We start from the raw sequence: 17,081 nt of genomic DNA on the forward strand, positions 1-17,081 counted from the left end.
GGTTGGGACGGACTTTATTCTTTTTCAAACTCTTCCTGTAATATTCTGCGAACTTCTGTTACTGTTTCTTCCTCCAGGTCGGAACGGCGAACCAGTTCTTCAGACGTCAGTTCAAGCACGCTGCGTGCGGTATCGCAACCAATGCGCTTAAGCTCGTCGATGATCCAGGCTTCGATTTCGTCGGAAAATTCTTCCAGGTCGATGTCAAATTCAGCCTGTTCCTGTTGCTCGTCGCGGAATACATCTATTTCATACCCCGTCAATTCGCAAGCCAGTTTTATGTTCACGCCTTTTTTACCGATGGCCAGTGATACCTGGTCAGGATTCAGATAAACAGAAGCGTATTTGTTGTCGTTATCAACGTCCATACGGCTGATCCTGGCGGGCGTAAGCGCGCGTTGGATAAGCAGCTGAAGATTATTGGTGTAGTTGATGATGTCGATGTTTTCATTGCGCAGTTCGCGAACTATACCGTGGATACGGCTACCCTTCATACCTACGCAGGCACCAACCGGATCAATGCGGTCGTCGTAAGATTCTACTGCAACTTTGGCTCTTTCGCCCGGCTCACGTACAATCTTCTTGATCACGATCAGACCGTCGAAAATTTCCGGAACCTCAATTTCCAGCAGTTTCGCCAGGAAGGAGGGGTGAGTTCTGGAGAGAATGATCAACGGAGAGTTATTTTTCATCTCCACTTTCTTCACTACTGCCCTTACGTTTTCTCCTTTTTTGAAGTAATCGGTCGGAATTTGCTCCGGCTTAGGCAATATTAATTCATTCCCTTCATCATCCAATAATAAAACTTCTTTTTTCCACACCTGGTACACCTCGCCGTTCACAATTTCACCAACCCTGTCGGCATATTTTTTAACGAGAATGTTCTTTTTCAGGTCGCCGATACGGGCGGAAAGTGTTTGTTTGGCAGCCAGGATGGCACGACGGCCAAAATCCATGATCTCAACTTCCTCATAAAGGTCTTCACCTACCTGGTAATCCGGTTCTATTTTGATGGCATCTGTATAAGCGATCTGGGCGTTATCGTCTTCCACCTCTCCATCTTCTACAATGGTACGGCGGCGCAGGATCTCCAGGTCACCTTTTTCGGTATTTACGATCACGTCGAAGTTCTCATCAGAGCCATACTTTTTGCGCAGGAGGGTTTTAAATACATCTTCCAACACTTTCATGAGCGTTGGCCTGTCTATATTTTCCGCTTCCTTAAACTCGGTGAATGACTCAATCAGGTTAATACTAGCCATTTTTATATATTATTGTTTAAAACACAATACACACGTGCGTGTGCTTGATTTCAGAGAAATTTATATCTGTAACTTTTTGTTCTTTCTTTTTACCGATCAACTCCTCGATCGTCAGCTTCTCCTCGTCTGCTGCCAGCAACTTACCTTCCTTCGTAGCACCATCCAGCAACGTCACCTCCACTTTACGACCAATGTTCTTTTTGAACTGGCGCGGGCTCTTCAGCGGCTCGTCTAAGCCTGCAGACGACACCTCCAGCGAAAAATCATCGTTCGGGAAAAGTCCGGAAGTTTCCAGCAAAGGGTACAACGCGCGGTTAAAAGATACCAGCTGCGAAATAGCGGCTCCATTATCCGCATCCAGGTAAACCTTTACATTATTGGTGGGCTTGATCTTGATCTCTACCAAAAAATAGTCGGGCTTGTCCTTATCCACTATCAGCTGTTCAACCAGCGCCGTTATCGATGCTATAATTTGTTCGTTTGCCATACAAAAAACGAGAAGGGGACTCTCTCGTCCCCTTCTTTTGAATCTTTTTATCAATGCAAAATTACAATTTTATTTCAATACAAAAAGTATTTTTAGACCTACGAGATCAATTCGCTAAGTCGGATTTATTCATATAAAACAAAGGCGTTATATTACTCGCCTCAAAAAAAGAAAAGATATGCATTGGTTATGGTTTATTCTGATTGGAGCCGCTGCAGGCTGGCTGGCAGGACTATTAGTGAAAGGCCGGGGACTGGGCTGCCTGGGCAATATACTGCTCGGCATCGTAGGCGGAGTATTGGGCGGATGGATTTTCCGACAGCTTGAACTTAAACCGGCCGGCACATTTGTTACCGCCTTCGCAGGAGCATTCGTCATCCTTCTCGTCGCAAATCTCGTCAGCAGAAAATAATGCTTGTCGCCCGGGGTCATATTAAAAAAATCAACATTGAACTGTGGGCCTGGGCGGGCGCATTAATCGTCCTGTTGCTCATTGATCCGTCAAAACCGCCCTTGTTCAACCTATGTCCTTTGCACTTTTTGGGCATCGAATGGTGTCCAGGCTGCGGACTTGGCCGCTCGATAAGTTACCTGCTGCATGGGGAGGTCGTTCGTTCGTGGAAAACGCATAAGCTGGGCGGATTTGTACTCGTACTGCTCATCGCCCGCGTTATACAGCTCGCCAAAATTCAGTATATTCAGCACACGACAACTGATAAAACCCATGAACACTAATTATTATTTCTCAATGCTACCCGGTGCAGACGCGGAGGAACTTGTGTGGCTGCAGGAGCTAACTAAGAACTACAACGACGAAACCCGCCAACGCTTTATCGCCATTTACAGCGGCCGCAGGAAGGATCCCCAAACGGTGCTCATTTGCTGCCTGATAGGCTTTGTCGGGTTCGCGGGCATTCAAAGATTTCTGACGGATCAAATCGGCTGGGGCATTGCGTATTTACTTACGCTGGGCTTCTGCTACGTGGGTACGATCATCGACGTGATTAACTATAAACAAATAGCTTGGGAATACAACAAGAAAGAAGCGATGGCGGCCGCAGCACTGCTGGGCTACAACTTTTAACTTATTCAACATAAATTATAAATGGCGCTCATATGGGTGCCATTTGTTTTTTTAACTCATCGTTAAAGAAAACCTAAATCCGACCCTGAAATCGTACCCCGAAAAGGATTATCCGCTACCTTTGTCCCCATGTTAAAATTTCTCTTTTACTTATTTCTTTTCTGGCTGATCTATAAACTGGTGTTCGATTTCATCATCCCGGTGTATAGAACTACAAAGCATGTAAAGCGCCAGATGAACGACGTGCAGGAGCATATGCGGGAACAGTTCCGTCAACAACAGCAACAATCTTCCGGATATAGCACCCCCAACCCTAACGCACAAACGGCCGAAAAGGTGCGCAAAGCGCCAGACAGCGATGACTACATCGACTTCGAAGAAATTAAATAGTTACTTCCCCGGACGAAAAATATCGAGGATCGTTTGCGGCGGCTGCAGGTGAATGGTACGTATGCCTAATTCTCCGGCTGCAATAATGTTCGGCAAAGTATCGTCGATGAATAGGGTAGCTGCGGGGTCCAGGCGGTTTTCATCTAAAATAACCTGGTATGCCTCTTTCTCCGGCTTGCGATAACCTATGCGGTGAGAGTAGTATGCCTTATTAAAGAACTGGTCCACGGATGGTAGTCCCCTGGTTTGCATTAACCGGGCGTTAAAGGCCGTATAGTGAATGGCGTTCGTATTACTGAGCAAAAAGGTGTCGTAATAATTTTGAAGCTGCTGCAGGAGTTGCAGGCGGGCGATGGGGAAGTCGAGCAGCATGGCGTTCCAGGCGTCTACTAACTGCGGAATGGTAACGCCATCCGGGGCTTCTTTCTGCAATTCGTGTAGAAAATCATCATTGCTGATGCCCCCGATCTCCAGATCTTCGAACAGCGCGTTCGCGTGAAACTGATTGTACAACTCCCTGAAATTATGCACCCCCAGATCGAGGAAAGCCTGCTCGGTGCGCATGTAGTCAATATTCAGAATGACGCCACCGAGATCAAAAATGATATGTTTGATTCCTTCCATAGTGCTATTGTGTTAAGCCGTGGCAAAGGTAATACAGTAGCGGGGTAGCGTAAGCAAAAAAATAGTTTGAATTGATTAAAAAATATTTACTTTTGCCGTCCCTCGAAAGAGGGGAAGTTCTTCGGAACAGGTCCTATAGCTCAGTTGGTTAGAGCACCTGACTCATAATCAGGGGGTCCCAGGATCATGCCCTGGTGGGACCACGAACGAAAAAGCACTTGCAACCGCAGGTGCTTTTTTATTTTATGCAGATGGGCGGCCTGTCTTTTGCAATATCCCTAGCAAAACCATCCGCATGATCAACTTAACCCGAATCGCCATATCCGCCCTGCTGTTAGTTTCCGTAGCCAGCTGCCAGCAAAATTCATCCTGCAAAGTAGTAAGCCTGGAAGGCAAAAACGCTATAGACGCCATACTGGCTTCGGATACCATTATCCCCAATACGATGCTGATCCTACCCGATTCGATCGTTACATCCTCCGATAAAAAAATTACCAACGTATTAGACACGCTCCGGGACCGCGGCCTGTTACAATACGTAGCCCTGGACAGCTTCAGGTCCACCAGGCGCCTAACAGGCCCGCAACTGGATGGTCCCGACGATATTATGTTGTATCGTTACGCCATCAGCTGGGCGCCCGGCATTAAACAAAATGGCAGGTACCACGACGTATTAAGCGTTAGCTTCCTGGGCCGAGAGTTGCAGGGCGAGGTTCGTTATAGTGGGCGGGAAGTGCGCATAGGCAAAGTAAGTATTATGGAAGATGATACGCTGTTCTTTCACCAGGATTGCGAAAAACAGTCATTCCGATACGCCTATAAACTGGAGCCATGTTGCGAACTAGGCGAAGCCATTGGTTTTAACGCGTATGAACGAATTATACGCCGCCGCACCGGCAGCGAACCGGCAGAACAAATCAAAAGTCCCGCCATTGAAGTAGCAGGCCAGTAGTTGTTATTTTTCTGTAAACCGATCATTTATTTGGAGCAGATGTTTTTCCAGCATGTTGGCAAACTGCTGCGCTTTACCGAAAAAGGCCGACTTACTTGATAAGTCGTGTAGTTCGTCGGGATCCGTTTCCAGGTTGAACAACTGCTTTGTTTCGCGACCATTCACTTTATACCAGATTAACTTCCAGTTATCCCCTGTGCTTACCACGCGTTGCAGGTCTTTGTAGGGTAACTAGCCGGCAGCGGGAGCTTCGAAGAATCGTACAGGCCTTTGAATCGCTCCGGTGGCGTGCGTGGATCATGCGGTGCGGTAAAGGCTACGTACATCAGGAATGGCGTGGTATCTTTCTTTTCTGTCAGATATTTTACCGCGGCATCGGCGTAGCATTCGCTGGAAAAACGGTCACCGGTGAACTTGGCGATCGCGGGATATTTTCCTGTGCTGTCGAAATGATGCAATCGGGGCGTTCCGTGACCGCCTTGCTTTTCCGTACGCACGCCTCCAAAGAAAATGTTATCTGCCTTACTAAAGGAAGACTGGAAAGCCGCTTTGCTATTATGCCACTTACCCGTTTCAAATGTTTCGTAGCCATGGCTACGGAAATAGGCGGGAAATAAGCTTGCGTAATTACATCCACCGTTAATAAAGCAATCGGGCAGCTGGTAATAAGGTTTACCACTTAACAGCATCGCCCTGCTGGGTGCGCAAATGGCGCCACTATTGGCTCCGAGAATGTGTGTGCGGGTAAAGGTCATGCCCCGTTTGACGAGGCGATCGAGATTGGGTGTAATGATATGTTCGTTGCCAAGTGCGTGAATCGTGTTATATCGCTGGTCGTCGGTGACGATAACGAGTATGTTAGGACGGGCGGATTGCGCATGCAACGGCTTGCCCATCAGGCTAAAGCTGGCTAAAAGGGCGCAGAAAAGGAGCTTCCCCCCACAGGTTCTTAAACATGTTGCGCTTTTAAATGGCCAGTATACTGGCACAGGTATAGAATAAGGCCCGGCGTGGTCCGGGCCTGCAAACTTATCCTTTAACGATCTTATTATAAGAAGTAGCTATTCCTTTAATGAGCGAGGAGCTGAAGCCCTGGTGTTCCATTTCGTTCAATCCTGCGATGGTACAGCCTTTAGGCGTGGTTACCTTATCGATTTCCTCTTCCGGATGGCGTTTTTCGCGGATGAGCAGTTCAGCGGCGCCTTTTACCGTTTGTGCGGCAATCAGGTTGGCAGTACGCACATCAAACCCAATTTCAATACCGCCCTGTATGTTGGCGCGAATAAAACGGAGCGCGTAGGCAATACCGCAAGCACCCAGTACCGTAGCGGCATCCATTAGTTTTTCGTCGATGCTGACCGTAACGCCCAATTGATTAAACATGCTTTCGACCCAGCTTACATGCTCGGGGGATGCATATTTATGGCAGATGCAGGTCATCGACTCGCCGATGGCAATTGCCGTATTGGGCATCGCGCGTACGAGCGGCATATTGCCACCTACAATCTTTTCGAGATCTTCTATCAGAATACCGGTTACTACGCTGATGAGAATCTGCTTCTCCGGTTTAAAAACCGGCTGCAGGCCGGCGAGCACTTCCTTCACGTTATAAGGCTTTAAGGCCACCAGTACCACATCAGCACCGGCAACTGCCTTTGCATTATCTGCCTCAATATTAACGCCCTGCTCTTTTAAGCTGCCCAGGGTGGCAGTATTACGTTTGGTTATAGTGATGTCGGCGGCCCGGGAGAACCCGCTCTTCAACAATCCCTCTGCTATGGCGGAGCCAAGATTTCCGCCACCGATAATGGCAATTTTCTTCGATGACATACTTACTGTTTTATCCCTTAGGGTTTGGTAAGGTAACACAAAACAGGCAGCCGTGCAAACGGGTAACGGCGACCCCGAACAGGACCGCCGTTACCGGAATTATGTTGATATTGAGTCTAATCGAGTGTGACGTGGCTCCAGTTTTCGCCGCTTTTAATGCGGTAAAGCTGCATTTCGCTGATGTCGAACTGTTCGGCGATCTGCTTCATGGTTTTACGGCCGGGTTTAGCCAGCAGGCGTTTAATGCTTTTCACCTTGGTGATGTTGAGCTTCAGGCCTTTTACACGGTTGCGCTGCCGCTGTTTGTAAGCCAGTTTCGCGGGACTGTTTTGCTGATGTTCTTCCATCTCCTGTTTGGTGGCCCAGCGAAGGTTGTTCACCTTGTTGTTCTTTTTGTCGTAGTCAAGGTGTATGACATAACGGTGATTACGGCCAGGCTTGGAGCAAAAGAGTTTTGCCACTTCGCGGTGCAGGTAAAGCGACTGGTACGTGTCGGCCGGTTTGATGTTGAGTACAGTGTACCCTTCTACCGTGGACCCCGTTAGCACTTTGCCATCTTCGTGGCTTTCGGAGTAGCTGATTACCCTGCCCTGGTTAGACACGGCATACTTTTTACGAAGCGCAGATTTGTTTTTTATCTGCAAGTCTTTCCAGACCTCGTTCCTCAGATTTTTAAATGCAGTGGCCATGTGAAGTCATTTTTGAGTTGATTTTGGGGGATAAAATTTAAGTAAAACACACATTCAGCGTCCTGTTCACATTCCGGTAGTGCCTTTTAATGACTCTTGGGGAGTTAATACCTATAGTTGCGCCTATAATCGCTTTTCTTACCCCGGACCTGTTACAAATTGCTGATTGTGAGCTTGTATGTTTAACTACGTGGACTTGTATTCATATACCATGCCGTTTCCCGGCTGCCCTGTTTTGCGTTTGTTCACTGTCCTGCCGGGGATTGCGGGCGGGGATTTTTTATCTCATATTGCCTTTCTATCGTTCGTTGTGCCCCATTATACCGGCTTCTTAAGGGAAAATAAATGGTTTTAGTATACCTGTAACCGTAACAGCCCATCGACCTGAGCCCGTTGAAAAAACGTGTTTATGTAGCAACGGGAAGGCCAACTGGAAAACACAATGTAAATTTACACAAATTTATACTGAGAACGATCATGAATGGCTTCCTTAATAAACAACCCGCTACGGCACAATTGGCAACACTAATCGGCTTTTTTATCGCATTCTTCCTGATCTACTTTGCCGTCATGCAATTGTTACTTCCGTCTATCAGCGGTGGCTACACGTATGAAACGCTCTACGCTGCTGCTAAAAAGGATTCCAGCTTATTGCCCTATCTGAAATTAACACAAATTTTATATACTACCATCGTTTTTCTTGTGCCCGCTGTCATTTTTCTTTACCTGTGTTACCCGCAGCCCTTTCAGGAAACAGGCTTAGCGAAGGGCCCATCTATATATAATCTGGTTTTTACCCTGCTTATCATGGCCAGTGCACTGCCGCTGGTGGCCGCTTTAATGGAATGGAACGCATCCTGGCCGGTGGGCGATACACTGGTCAACCTCGAAAAGGAGGCCGAGGAGCAAACAAAACGCCTGCTTTACATGCCCAATGTCGGCTCGCTCATCGTTAACCTGTTAATGGTAGCTGCGATACCAGCCCTGGCCGAGGAGTTGTTCTTCCGGGGGGCCATGCAGCCGATCGTTACCAAAGTTGTACGTAACGGCTTCGTAGCGGTAATTATCACCTCGGTGATATTTTCAGCCATACATATGCAGTTCCTGACCTTCCTGCCGCGTTTCGGACTTTCTATTATCTTGGGATGCATCTACCTGATCAGCGGCAACCTGTGGCTATCCATCATCGCCCATTTCTGCAATAATGCTTTAAGTGTCATATTATTTTATAGCGGACAAACCGAAACCGATGAAAGTTATTCGTGGTATATTACAGCATTAAGCGGTGCGGTGGTGCTGGCCCTGTTCCTTATGATGCGCAGGAGCAACAAGCATACAGCCCTCGCCCCAACTGAAAATAACTAACTATGGAGAAAGATTGGGTTAAAGTATTTGACAGCCCCCAGGGCTTTCGTGCCGAAATGGTAAAAGGCATGTTAATCGATAACGGCATCAGCGCCATCTACCTGAGTAAACAATCGTCTGCATTCCAACAAATGCTTGGTGGGTTGGGCGAAGTGTATGTACACATTTCCCAGAAGGCAGCAGCCGAAACGCTGATCCGCGAAGCAGGGGAAGCCGCAGAAGATAACATTGAAAACAATTTTTAGCTTTGCAGCGGACTAACATAGCCTTATAACCTTTCAATGAAGACCTTCATTACCCGTACAATATCTGCCTTGTTCTTTGTAGCGATTATGCTAGGGGGCATCCTGTACAATTCCTTTACCTTTTTCCTGCTCTTTTTTGTGATTAACTTTTTTGCGCTGCTGGAGTATTTGCGGCTGGTGCGCAAGATCGATCCGGAATATGAGCAAATATCTTCCTGGCACCGCTATGGGCTTATGATAGCGAGTTGCGGTATTATGATGGCGTTTTCCGGCGGCCAGTTCGGCGGCGATTCGTTCTCGCTGGGCTTTATCGGCTGGGCGTTGGCGATCGTGTTTCTGATGGTATTGCCTTTGGGCGAAATACTCATGAACAATACGTTTTCCCTCAAAAACATGGGCTATTCGGCCCTGGGCCTGATATACGTAACGGTTTCAATAGGTATGCTCGTAGATATGCGGCTCAACGATGTGCTGCAGTTCAGCCTTCCGTCAGGTCAGCCGATCGGCTACCTGGTGCCCCTGTTATTGATCATTTTCATCTGGATAAACGATACGATGGCGTATATCGTAGGCTCCCTGATCGGACGCACGCCGTTTTTCCCTTCCATTTCTCCAAAGAAGACGACGGAGGGATCAGTAGGCGGCATGGTGCTGGCAGTGGCCACGGCAGGGGTATTCGGATGGTACTGGGGCAAAAGTGTATTGGCCTTCGAACATTGGCTGGCACTGGCCGGCATAGCAGCCATTTTCGGCACTATCGGCGACTTGCTGGAATCTAAACTGAAGCGGCTGGCAGGTGTAAAAGACTCCGGAAACATGATGCCCGGCCACGGGGGCTTCCTCGACCGGTTCGACTCACTGCTGCTGGCGTCACCATTTGCCTGGCTGTACGTTTACTTTTTCCTTCACTGAGAATAATTAACTTCGTACCTCGGTTTGAAGCAATATGCATAACAAATCTTATATCTAATTAATAATTAATCAAACTAAAATGAAAATCCATCGCGAAGGATCGGCAACAATTCTATTGACTTTACTGGCACTGGCAGTGATTAACGGCTTTGTGTACTATTTCACGAAAGACTATCCCGTTGTAACCTGGGGCCTGCTGATCGTGTCCATCGTGTTCTGGCTATTCATCATTTCATTTTTCCGTGTACCCAGCAGGGTGTTTAAGGCAGATGAGAACCTCATTATCGCCCCGGCCGATGGTAAAGTGGTGGTAATTGAGGAAACTTACGAAGCGGAGTACTTCAAGGACAAACGCCTGCAAGTGTCCATTTTTATGAGTCCGGCAAACGTGCATGTTAACCGCAATCCTATCAGCGGAGAAATTAAGCTGTCGCAGTACCACGCCGGTAAATACCTGGTGGCCTGGCATCCTAAATCTTCTACCGAGAACGAGCGCCACACGGTGGTAATCAACAACGGCAAAACGGAGATCCTGGTTCGCCAGATTGCAGGTGCGCTGGCCCGCAGGATCGTAAACTATATGAAAGCCGGTATGAAAGTGCAGCAGAATAGCGAAATGGGCTTTATCAAATTCGGCTCCCGCGTAGACCTTTACCTGCCTATCGGCACGAAAGTAAACGTAGCACTCAATGAAACGGTGCGTAACGGCCAAACGGTGATTGCTACACTCGCCTAATGTTTTTAACAGTTCCTTACATTTTAAAGTCTTATCTTTAAATAAACCAGCAAGGATGAAAAAAGTATTTGCTTTCACCGCCATCACTCTTCTTTCCGCCACTATGGTGGTTGCGCAGGACAAGAAAAAGGATCAGCCTAAAGAGAAATGCAAACCCACTGCCAACGGCAAATCCTGCTGTACACAGCCTACCAAAGCCGCAGCGCTGAGGACGGCGAAACCGGCAGCCAAACCAGTGGCTCCGGCACAAAAAAGTTAAAAACTGTATGCTATAATTGAAAAAGCGCTGCCTGTAAGGGTAGCGCTTTTTATTTTGTGGCGTAATGATCGTTATAATATCTTCTTCAACTCACTCAAACACGCAATAGAATAGGTTGGCACCACAGGCGAGGCCTTCGCCGGACCGAAGTACACCTGGTCCATGCCTACGTTTTGCGCGCCTAAAATGTCAACATCCAGCGTATCGCCGATCATAATGCTTTCCGCCGCAGTAGTGCCGGCTTTTGCCATCGCATAATCGAATATTTCGCGGTGTGGCTTAAGGCTGCCGGCAGATTCGGACGTAATTACATGAGTAAAGTAGTGGTGAATACCGGCATGCTTCATTTTGAGGTGCTGCGTTTCCTCGAAACCATTCGTGATAAGGTGAAGCGGGTAGTTTTTGGCCGCCAGGTAGTCGAGCACCTCTATCGCGTACGGAAACAGGGCCGTTTGCGTAGGCAACAACTCCAGGAACTGTTCGCTCATCAGGTTGCAAAGCTTGTCGTCCGCTATTTTATACTCTAAAAACGTAAGCCAGAAGCGCTTGAAGCGTAATTCTTTCCTGTTGATAAAGCCCTTGCGAAAGCGATCCCACAGGCGTTCGTTGTGCACGGAATAACGGGCGTAAAAATCGTCGAAGGAGCTGATGCCACGGTCGCACAGGGTATTTAGCTCGTACAGCCGTTGCAAGGTTTGGGTGGCATTGGTTTCAAAATCCCAGAGTGTATGGTCCAGGTCGAAAAAAATATGTTTATACTTCATGGTCCTACTTTCACGTAACGCGATGAACAAAATTAGCACAAGTATGCCAAAGGATTTATTTTTATCCTGTTAAAAACGTTTGAGCATACTATGAACGCAGTCATTACAGGAGCCAGCAAAGGTATTGGCAAAGCCGTAGCCGAAAGGCTTGCGCGTGAGGGGTTTAATGTGGCCATTTGCGCCCGTAATAAGGAAACGCTGGATCAAACGGCCGCGGCCATCCGCAGCCAGTCGCCCTCGGTAAAGGTGATCGCTTTCGCCATGGATATGGGCGATAAGCGCGCCGTGCTGGACTTTGCCCGCGAAATTGAAACACAATTAGGTGTAGTAGACATCCTTGTAAACAATGCCGGCATATTTGTGCCAGGCGCGCTGCATGAAGAAGCGGACGGCCATTTTGAAAAGATGATGGAAGTGAACGTTTACAGCGCCTACCATCTTACCCGTGCATTATTACCGGCGATGATCGCCCGCAAGAAGGGACATATATTCAACCTTTGCTCCACTGCGAGCCATAAAGCTTATCCGAACGGCGGGTCATACAGCATCACCAAATATGCACTGCTCGGCTTTTCTCAAAACCTGCGGGAAGAACTGAAGCCTCACCGCGTTAAGGTAACTGCTATCAGCCCCGGCCCCACGTTAACCGCGTCGTGGGAAGGTTTTGACGCACCGCCCGACCGTATGATGCCGCCGGAAGATATTGCAACAATCATCTGGAGTGCCTATTCCCTCGCCACCCAAACCGTGGTGGAAGACATCCTGCTGCGACCGGTGCTGGGCGACATCAGTTAGGCCCACATCGCTGAAACCCTTTGCTGTATTGACTTAACGAGTTATTCAAGCCTTTATTTTTAACTTACTTTTAACTTGTTCTTAATATTTTAGGGGGAAGGCTTTGGTTAAATTTGTTTTTGATGATTTATATGATCCGGATAGCTAAAAAAGGTATCTTAACACTATTGGTCTGTTGCACTGCCATCGTGGCAATGGCACAGGAGTTTCGCTTTATCACCCAGGTAAGCAGCACCACTGTAACTACGGATGATTATGTCCAGATACAGTTTGTCCTCGAAAACGCGACCAACCTTTCACAGGTGGCTCCTCCCGATTTTAAAGATTTTGATGTGGTACAAGGGCCCATGCAATCCACCAGCACTTCCATTGTGAATGGCAAACGCAGTGAGATGGTGGCGCTTATTTACCTGTTGCGTCCTAAACGGGTGGGCAACTTTACTATCGCAGGCGCAGTGGCGCGTGTGGATGGGGTAAATCGCCGCTCCAACCCGGTAACTATCGAGGTAACAAAGGGCGCTGGCAGCAACCGGAATAACCTGCCGCAACCGCAACAACAACCACAACAACCTAACTATGGGCGCAGACCGGCAGTCGGTGCGGATGACTCGCCCTCCATTCTTCGCAAAGGAGAAAACGTAGACGAGAAGCTCAGAAAAAACATCTTTGTAAAAGTAGAAGTAGATAAAACAAACGTATACGAAGGCGAGCAGGTAACCGCTACTTACAAGCTTTACACCCGGCTGAACACATCATCTAACGTAACTAAGGTACCCGCCTTCAAAGGCTTTTCCGCAAAGGACGTAGAACTTCCTAATCCGCCGCAGGCATCTGTGGAAACGGTGAACGGGCTTCAGTTTAAAGTGTTTACCATTCGCAAAACCATGCTGTTCCCGTTGCAAAGCGGTACACTTGAATTAGATCCCGCCGAAGTGGATAACCAGGTGCGATTGCTGAAACTTGGTCCCAATACCCGCCGCAACCAGCAATTGGACGATCCAATGTATCGCGACGTGTTCGGCAATAGTCCGTTTGATGATCCCTTCTTCGACGACTTTTTCAACCGGCCGGAAGTGACTTATGAAGATGTGCCTTATAAAATTAAAAGTAATCCCGTAACGGTAACTGTGAAGCCTTTGCCAGCAGCTAACCGTCCGGCAAGCTTCTCCGGCGCAGTAGGCCACTTTGAAATGAATGCAGTAGCGGATAAAAAATCTTTAAGTACAGATGATGCGGTAACCGTGAAAGTGACCATCACCGGCCAGGGTAACGTAAACCTGATGCGGGCGCCTGAAGTATCTGTTCCCGATGCGTTCGAAACGTTCGATCCGAAAGTAACCGACAACATCGATAAAAACAGTAATCCGTTGAGCGGCTCGCGCACCTTCGAATATATTTTTATGCCACGTGAAGCTGGTAATCAAACCTTGCCTGGCGTAGAGTTTAGCTATTTCGACCCGAAAGCTGGCGAGTATAAAGTATTACGCTCTACCGACTTTCCGTTGGCGGTAAGCGCTGGTAAAAATGCCAACCGCGAAAAGCAGGACTACAGCAACCTTGGCCGCAACGACCTGTCGACCATTTACCCGACCGTTAAAGGCTGGGTTAAACAGGCACCTTACCTGTTTGGCAAACCGTTGTTCTGGGCTCTGCTGGCGTTGCCGCTGCTGACTTATGGTGGCGTTGCCTTCTATCGCAGGAACAAGGCTTATCGCGCCAGCAATGCAGGTGTGTTGAAGCACAAGAATGCTAACAAGGTGGCACTGAAGCGTTTGGAACTGGCCGCCCGTTATCTGAAAGAAGAAAAAGACAAAGCGTTTTACGAGGAAACTTCCCGCGCCGTTTGGGGTTATCTTAGCCATAAGCTTCGCATTCCTATGGCAGAACTGAGCAAGCAGCTGGTACAGGAAAAGTTGCAGGATAAAGTGGAGGATGCCAATACCAGGGAGCTGTTTGAACTACTGGACAACTGTGAGCTGGCGTTATACGCGCCGGTGGGCAGCAGCCAGTCTCGCCAGCACACCTATCGCCAGGCGATCGATGTGATCAGCAAGCTGGAAGACGATCTGAAAAAAGTAATCGCCTAAGCAGGCATCAACCAATACCCGCTATGAACCGCTCTATCCTGAATATCCGTACGCTTATGCTTGCGGTGGCCAGCCTGGTCGCCAGCGTTACTTTTGCGGCCACCCCGCCTCAACAACGATTCGAACAGGCAAACAAACTGTACAAACAACAGCAATACTCAGAGGCTGCATCCTTATATCAACAACTGATTGACGAAGGCTACCTTTCTGCTGAACTTTATGTAAATGCGGGCAACGCTTACTACCGCAGCAACGCGATGGGCGAAGCGATTTACAGTTACGAAAAAGCACAGCAGCTTGATCCGTCCAATGAAGCGGCACCGAGAAACCTGGCGCTGGCCAATCAAAAAACGGGCAGCACAGCTCAGGCCCTTCCTTTATTATTTTTCGAGAAATGGTGGATCGATGCACAGCAACTTCATTCAGCGAATGGCTGGGCAGTCGGCACCATCGTGCTTTTCTGGCTGCTCATCATCCTCTACGGCATATACCGATTTGGTAATCGCCAACTGGTGTTTAAACTGGTGAGCTACGCAACAGCTGTATTGTTCGTCGGTTATTTTGTGATGGCCGCCTGGGTGTACAACCGCGCGCACACGCAAAGTATCGCGATCGTTATGCAACCTTCCGCGCATGCCAAAGCCGCTCCGGACGATAGCAGTAAAGATGTATTTGAAGTAAAGGAAGGCTTCCGCCTGGAAGTATTGGAGCGTACCGGCTCGTATTACAAAGTAGCGCTGGCCGATGGTAAAAGCGGCTGGGTGCCGATATCAAGTATCAAAACGTTATAGTCTCTCAATACGCAAGAGAAATTCCTGTTTCCTGTTCCGGGAAACAGGAATATTTTTTCCATCTGTAAGGATGATTTCACCACCGTCGCCTTTGATGTATTTATCCATATAGGCGAGATTAATCATAAAGCTGTGGTGCACCCGAAAGAACCCCTTCTCCCCTAAAACCTCTTCCACTTCTTTGAGCGTGCGGCAAATAATAAGCGGCTTTTCCGCATGCTGCATAAAGATGCGCGTGTAGCCGCCATCTGACTCACAGTAAGTAATATCTTTTACAGACAACATCCGCAATCCGTCCATGGTAGGAAAGGCGAGCCGCTCGTTCGGCTGCATGTGCTGGTACAGGTATTGCATCAGGTTGTTCACATGCTTGTCCGACCCATCGTGACGTTTCGCCAGGGCTTTATCCACCGCTTCTATCAGTTCATCTTTATCGACCGGTTTTAAAAGGAAGTCAAGCGCGCTGTGGCGGATAGCTTGTATTGCGTATTGGTTATACGCTGTAGTAAAGATGATGGAAAATGCGCGGGACGAGCATTGCTTAAGCATCTCAAACCCAGTCATACCAGGCATTTCAACATCGAGAAACACAAGTTGCGGATGATACTTTTCAACAGCTGCGAGACCTTGCTGCCCGTTTTCGCACAGCGCTACAATCTCCACATCACTGCAATACCTGTGAAGGAGCACCTGCAATACTTCCCGGCAATGATGTTCATCGTCTACTATAATTGCCTGCATAAGGAGAGGGGGACCGTAAATGTAAACCCAGGATAAAGATACCGTAAAGCGAGCATTTAGCTGGCGGCGAATATTTTTTGTCCGTCGGCGGCAGGTTGTTGCGAGGTATCCGGCAGGGTTATAACGGTATAAGTGCCACTTACCCGTCGCTGCTGGTCATACAGGTGCCGGGTAATGATCTCCGCGTGGGTATCGTAGCGAACGTTCATGAGCTGTATCCGTTCCGCAGCGATGTCGGCACCTTCGTTGCCTGGCTCCGGGGTGAGGGTGGCAGCACGATGCGCACCATTATCTTCCATGCGGATATACAAATGGCTAAGTGTGCGCCCAACTTCAATATTGATTACGCCACCTGTTGCCTGTTGCCGCATAAGCAACCGCCGGTAAATGGCGTGCCGGGCGTAGGGTTGTATGATAAAGGGAGGGATAAGCGTTTGCTCCTGGTCTACGTCCCTCATCACCTTAATGTGATAGGTGAACTTTTGTCCGAACCGCAATTGTTCCAGCTGCAGGTATAACTCCAGCGCTTCCAGTTCGTCGGACAGGGTAATCCACTCGCGGCGGCTGTTTTCGATGGTGAGGCGCATGAGTTTTGCGAAGCTCATTAGGTGGCGGCTGGCTTCATCGGTGCTTGTAGTGAGAATAAAGTTGTGAATCGCGCTAAGGCTGTTGAAGATGAAGGCAGGATCGAGCTGCGCCTGGAATGCGTGCAGCTCCAGCGAGCGCCATGACTGCTTCACTTCCTGTTGCCGGCGGATGGCTCCTTTCCACTTACGCTCGCGCCATACAACCAGGCTTATTAAGGCCGCTGCCCCGGATATGGTAATTACCCAATAAGGCCAGCTGGCATTTTTCAAGATATTAGTTATTGATTCTAACACAACAATCGGTAACTGCAGGGGCTGTTTTGGTCCTCAGATATTTGTAAATATAACGGGCCGTGACTGCGGAAAAAACCGCCAATTATTATTGGGCGGTATTTGCGATATAAAAGGGGGCTATTGCAAGATATTTGGCTGCTAATCGGGTAAACCGGTTTAGCTATTAACAAATGCCTGGTTTGGAGGC

General features: G+C 48.3%; 23 protein-coding genes and 1 tRNA gene. 14 read left to right on the top strand and 10 right to left on the bottom strand.

The features are described 5' to 3' along the window. Positions 1-14 precede the first annotated feature (14 nt). Together nusA and rimP are read right to left on the bottom strand one after the other, a co-directional pair. Positions 15-1,262: a transcription termination factor NusA gene (gene nusA, locus MKQ68_RS21780; protein ID WP_264280933.1), complete on the bottom strand. Its 1,248-nt coding sequence runs from the start codon at positions 1,260-1,262 to the stop codon at positions 15-17. A gap of 16 nt (positions 1,263-1,278) precedes the next feature. Then, complete coding sequence (rimP, locus tag MKQ68_RS21785; RefSeq protein ID WP_264280934.1) at positions 1,279-1,749, bottom strand: ribosome maturation factor RimP; 471 nt, start codon at positions 1,747-1,749, stop codon at positions 1,279-1,281. A gap of 178 nt (positions 1,750-1,927) precedes the next feature. Here rimP and MKQ68_RS21790 point away from each other — a divergent pair, with 178 nt between their 5' ends. The 4 genes from MKQ68_RS21790 (at position 1,928) to MKQ68_RS21805 (ending at position 3,223) form a co-directional block, all read left to right on the top strand. After that, positions 1,928-2,161 (top strand): GlsB/YeaQ/YmgE family stress response membrane protein, encoded by a 234-nt coding sequence (locus MKQ68_RS21790; RefSeq protein WP_244836285.1) that lies wholly within the window; start codon positions 1,928-1,930, stop codon positions 2,159-2,161. Continuing rightward, the gene (locus tag MKQ68_RS21795; RefSeq protein WP_244836286.1) at positions 2,161-2,484 is read left to right on the top strand and encodes a DUF2752 domain-containing protein; all 324 of its coding nucleotides are present in this window, start codon (positions 2,161-2,163) and stop codon (positions 2,482-2,484) included. Before MKQ68_RS21790 ends, MKQ68_RS21795 begins: the two co-directional genes overlap by 1 nt. Then, positions 2,474-2,833 (top strand): TM2 domain-containing protein, encoded by a 360-nt coding sequence (locus tag MKQ68_RS21800; protein WP_244836287.1) that lies wholly within the window; start codon positions 2,474-2,476, stop codon positions 2,831-2,833. The genes MKQ68_RS21795 and MKQ68_RS21800 overlap by 11 nt, the downstream gene beginning before the upstream one ends. Positions 2,834-2,962: 129 nt before the next feature. Next, positions 2,963-3,223 carry a DUF4834 family protein gene (locus MKQ68_RS21805; protein WP_244836288.1) on the top strand — a complete coding sequence of 87 codons (261 nt, stop codon included), beginning with the start codon at positions 2,963-2,965 and terminating at the stop codon, positions 3,221-3,223. On the opposite strand, the gene MKQ68_RS21810 is transcribed toward MKQ68_RS21805, so the two are convergent. Then, positions 3,224-3,847: an HAD family hydrolase gene (locus MKQ68_RS21810; RefSeq protein ID WP_264280935.1), complete on the bottom strand. Its 624-nt coding sequence runs from the start codon at positions 3,845-3,847 to the stop codon at positions 3,224-3,226. Positions 3,848-3,976: 129 nt separating this feature from the next. Here MKQ68_RS21810 and MKQ68_RS21815 point away from each other — a divergent pair. Both MKQ68_RS21815 and MKQ68_RS21820 read left to right on the top strand, forming a co-directional pair. After that, positions 3,977-4,050: transfer RNA gene (locus MKQ68_RS21815), tRNA-Ile, on the top strand. A 92-nt stretch (positions 4,051-4,142) separates the two neighbouring features. Beyond that, positions 4,143-4,799 (top strand): hypothetical protein, encoded by a 657-nt coding sequence (locus tag MKQ68_RS21820; protein WP_264280936.1) that lies wholly within the window; start codon positions 4,143-4,145, stop codon positions 4,797-4,799. Positions 4,800-4,802: 3 nt separating this feature from the next. On the opposite strand, the gene MKQ68_RS21825 is transcribed toward MKQ68_RS21820, so the two are convergent. From MKQ68_RS21825 to MKQ68_RS21840, 4 genes are all read right to left on the bottom strand, one after another. Beyond that, complete coding sequence (locus tag MKQ68_RS21825) at positions 4,803-5,006, bottom strand: hypothetical protein (RefSeq protein WP_264280937.1); 204 nt, start codon at positions 5,004-5,006, stop codon at positions 4,803-4,805. Next, the gene (locus tag MKQ68_RS21830) at positions 5,000-5,695 is read right to left on the bottom strand and encodes a sulfatase-like hydrolase/transferase (RefSeq protein ID WP_255859297.1); all 696 of its coding nucleotides are present in this window, start codon (positions 5,693-5,695) and stop codon (positions 5,000-5,002) included. The genes MKQ68_RS21825 and MKQ68_RS21830 overlap by 7 nt, the downstream gene beginning before the upstream one ends. 133 nt (positions 5,696-5,828) lie before the next feature. After that, positions 5,829-6,629 (bottom strand): pyrroline-5-carboxylate reductase, encoded by an 801-nt coding sequence (gene proC / locus MKQ68_RS21835; protein WP_264280938.1) that lies wholly within the window; start codon positions 6,627-6,629, stop codon positions 5,829-5,831. 116 nt (positions 6,630-6,745) lie between these two features. Continuing rightward, on the bottom strand, positions 6,746-7,318 hold the full coding sequence (locus MKQ68_RS21840) for an HNH endonuclease (RefSeq protein WP_264280939.1): 573 nt from the start codon (positions 7,316-7,318) through the stop codon (positions 6,746-6,748). Between the two features lie 477 nt (positions 7,319-7,795). On the opposite strand from MKQ68_RS21840, the gene MKQ68_RS21845 reads away from it, so the two are divergent. From MKQ68_RS21845 to MKQ68_RS21865, 5 genes are all read left to right on the top strand, one after another. After that, the gene (locus tag MKQ68_RS21845) at positions 7,796-8,683 is read left to right on the top strand and encodes a CPBP family intramembrane glutamic endopeptidase (RefSeq protein WP_264280940.1); all 888 of its coding nucleotides are present in this window, start codon (positions 7,796-7,798) and stop codon (positions 8,681-8,683) included. 2 nt (positions 8,684-8,685) lie between these two features. Then, positions 8,686-8,928: a putative signal transducing protein gene (locus MKQ68_RS21850; RefSeq protein WP_264280941.1), complete on the top strand. Its 243-nt coding sequence runs from the start codon at positions 8,686-8,688 to the stop codon at positions 8,926-8,928. 36 nt (positions 8,929-8,964) lie between these two features. Further along, positions 8,965-9,840 carry a phosphatidate cytidylyltransferase gene (locus tag MKQ68_RS21855; protein ID WP_264280942.1) on the top strand — a complete coding sequence of 292 codons (876 nt, stop codon included), beginning with the start codon at positions 8,965-8,967 and terminating at the stop codon, positions 9,838-9,840. Between the two features lie 79 nt (positions 9,841-9,919). Further along, positions 9,920-10,576 (top strand): phosphatidylserine decarboxylase family protein, encoded by a 657-nt coding sequence (locus MKQ68_RS21860; protein WP_264280943.1) that lies wholly within the window; start codon positions 9,920-9,922, stop codon positions 10,574-10,576. A 55-nt stretch (positions 10,577-10,631) separates the two neighbouring features. Further along, on the top strand, positions 10,632-10,835 hold the full coding sequence (locus tag MKQ68_RS21865) for a hypothetical protein (protein ID WP_244836298.1): 204 nt from the start codon (positions 10,632-10,634) through the stop codon (positions 10,833-10,835). Between the two features lie 71 nt (positions 10,836-10,906). Here the strand turns inward: MKQ68_RS21865 and MKQ68_RS21870 are convergent, their stop codons facing one another. Further along, complete coding sequence (locus MKQ68_RS21870) at positions 10,907-11,599, bottom strand: YjjG family noncanonical pyrimidine nucleotidase (protein ID WP_264280944.1); 693 nt, start codon at positions 11,597-11,599, stop codon at positions 10,907-10,909. A gap of 90 nt (positions 11,600-11,689) precedes the next feature. Here MKQ68_RS21870 and MKQ68_RS21875 point away from each other — a divergent pair, with 90 nt between their 5' ends. From MKQ68_RS21875 to MKQ68_RS21885, 3 genes are all read left to right on the top strand, one after another. After that, positions 11,690-12,394 (top strand): SDR family oxidoreductase, encoded by a 705-nt coding sequence (locus tag MKQ68_RS21875; protein ID WP_264280945.1) that lies wholly within the window; start codon positions 11,690-11,692, stop codon positions 12,392-12,394. A gap of 122 nt (positions 12,395-12,516) precedes the next feature. Next, entirely contained in the window at positions 12,517-14,481 is a 1,965-nt protein-coding gene (locus MKQ68_RS21880) for a BatD family protein (RefSeq protein WP_264280946.1), read from the top strand. 23 nt (positions 14,482-14,504) lie between these two features. Beyond that, positions 14,505-15,272 carry a tetratricopeptide repeat protein gene (locus MKQ68_RS21885; RefSeq protein WP_244836303.1) on the top strand — a complete coding sequence of 256 codons (768 nt, stop codon included), beginning with the start codon at positions 14,505-14,507 and terminating at the stop codon, positions 15,270-15,272. Here the strand turns inward: MKQ68_RS21885 and MKQ68_RS21890 are convergent. Next, positions 15,267-16,013: a LytR/AlgR family response regulator transcription factor gene (locus MKQ68_RS21890; RefSeq protein WP_244836304.1), complete on the bottom strand. Its 747-nt coding sequence runs from the start codon at positions 16,011-16,013 to the stop codon at positions 15,267-15,269. The two genes, MKQ68_RS21885 and MKQ68_RS21890, sit on opposite strands and share 6 nt — an antisense overlap. Before the next feature lie 56 nt (positions 16,014-16,069). After that, positions 16,070-16,870 (bottom strand): sensor histidine kinase, encoded by an 801-nt coding sequence (locus MKQ68_RS21895; protein ID WP_264280947.1) that lies wholly within the window; start codon positions 16,868-16,870, stop codon positions 16,070-16,072. Positions 16,871-17,081 lie beyond the last annotated feature (211 nt).

It is taken from the genome of Chitinophaga horti, from assembly GCF_022867795.2.
Lineage (GTDB): Bacteria > Bacteroidota > Bacteroidia > Chitinophagales > Chitinophagaceae > Chitinophaga > Chitinophaga horti.